Consider the following 1808-nt stretch of genomic DNA (forward strand, 5'->3'; position numbering starts at 1 on the left):
GGGCATGGCGGATACGGGCTTCGTTTATGTGCCGAGTTCATGCGCTCAGGGAGCACCGTGCAAAGTCCACGTGGCATTCCATGGGTGCAAGCAGTCCGAAGCCGTGGTCGGCAATGATTTCTATGCGAAGACGAACTACAACTATTGGGCGGACACAAACAACATCCTTGTGCTGTATCCGCAAGTGAATGCGTCTACGGTTCCATTTAATCCGCAAGGCTGCTGGGACTGGTTCGGTTATACCGGATCTGATTACGCGCTGAAATCGGGGGCGCAATTGAGCGCTGTCAACGCCATGGTCGGCCGGCTGCTATCCAAGCCGTGATGTAGGGCGGCCGCTAACTCGCCAGGAAATCCTGCTCGTGTTCTCGGCCAATGCCGGCTTCTCGTTGGCGCCAGAGCCTAACGAGCCTCCCAAGCCCATGGATGCGCCCGGCGTTCGCGAAGAAACTACTACTTTTGGTTATGAAAGATCTGTTTGTTATTTTGGTTCATCCGACTTTCGTGTGGGTCAGCGCAGCTGGATGTAGGTTGAGACCACCGCAGTGGAAGTAGACGGCGATCTTAAAGTGGTCCGGATTGCGATAGCCGCAGGCTCGCTTCTGCACAGTGGCGATCTTGGAATTCAACCCCTCGGCAACGGCATTGGTGATGCGATGTTTGAAGTAGGTCAGCACATTCGGCAAGTGGCGGGCGATCAGCCGGGCGGCGTCAATCATCGGCGCCAGCCGGCTATGGGTCGCCCAGAAGTACCAGCGCCTCCAGAAGCGTGTGGCCCAGCCGGTGGTGCGGTAATTCCACAGCCCCCGCAGCGCCTCCTTCAAGGCCCAGGCTCGAGCTGTTTTCAGCTCCATCGTCCTCAGTGCATTGAAGCGTTCCCTGGTCGGCTCCAGCATGTTCTCCGGGTTGGTCAGCCACAGGTATTTGCTGCGGGCGAGGGTGTCGTCTCCGGCTTTCAGCAACGCCTTGTGCTCCTGCTTTCTGACTTTGTCCACCGCCTCAATGACATGGCGCATGATGTGGAAGCGGTCAAAGACCATCTTCTCGTCTGCGCCAGGCACATTGGCCTGGCAGGCGTTGATGTAGGCCGGCCACATGTCCAGGCTGATAGCGTCAATGGCCTCCCGATACGCCACCGGGAAAGCCTCGAAGTAAGCGGCCAAGCTGGCCTGCTTGCGCTCTTCTCCGATGTATTCCACCGTCGCTTCTTCCAGATCGCACACCAGCGTCATATAGCGATGTCCCTTGGCGATTGCCTTTTCATCCACGCCCATCAGCCGGGGCATCTCGTTGGCTTTCGCCGCCCGCCCCCTCAATACAGCTCTTTCCATCACGTGCCAGGCTTCGTCCCACGTAATGCGCAAGATCTCCGCGGCTCGCTTGACATTCGTTGCCAGCAATATGTCGATTGCCAGCGCTTCAAACAGATGCGTAAACCGACTCCCAGCCTCCGCCCACGGCATCCTCACTTGCCTCACGCCATGCTCCGGACACGACACTCGCGGAGGCCGCGCGTGCAGATACGTCAGGAACTGGCAGCTATCCAGGTGTCGCCACACCCGTTCTCCAAGGTGGTCATAGACCGCCAATTCCTTCCCGCACTCGGGGCACGAAAAACGCTGTCCCTCCAAGTGCCCTACATGCACTTCGACATGCTGCCGCGCCACGTCCAGGTCGACACGCTCCACCGTCCATGGCGCAGTCACGCCAAGCAGCTGCCGGTACAGTTCCACGCTGTCCATCGCACACCTCCTTACCAAGCCATGCGCGAAAGCGTACTACCTACCCACACGAAAGTCTGAAGAACC

The 1808-nt window shown here is 58.6% G+C and carries 2 protein-coding genes; one reads left to right on the forward strand and one right to left on the reverse strand.

Translation table 11 applies throughout. The features are described from left to right. Positions 1-325: PHB depolymerase family esterase (locus AC1DSJ_RS30090; RefSeq protein ID WP_476760470.1), on the forward strand; the 325-nt coding region annotated here is incomplete at its 5' end. A gap of 166 nt (positions 326-491) precedes the next feature. On the opposite strand, the gene AC1DSJ_RS30095 is transcribed toward AC1DSJ_RS30090, so the two are convergent. Further along, the gene (locus tag AC1DSJ_RS30095; protein ID WP_441637734.1) at positions 492-1742 is read right to left on the reverse strand and encodes an ISL3 family transposase; all 1251 of its coding nucleotides are present in this window, start codon (positions 1740-1742) and stop codon (positions 492-494) included. Between the last annotated feature and the right edge of the window lie 66 nt (positions 1743-1808).

The sequence above is a fragment of the Achromobacter sp. 01N37 genome, assembly GCF_056399725.1.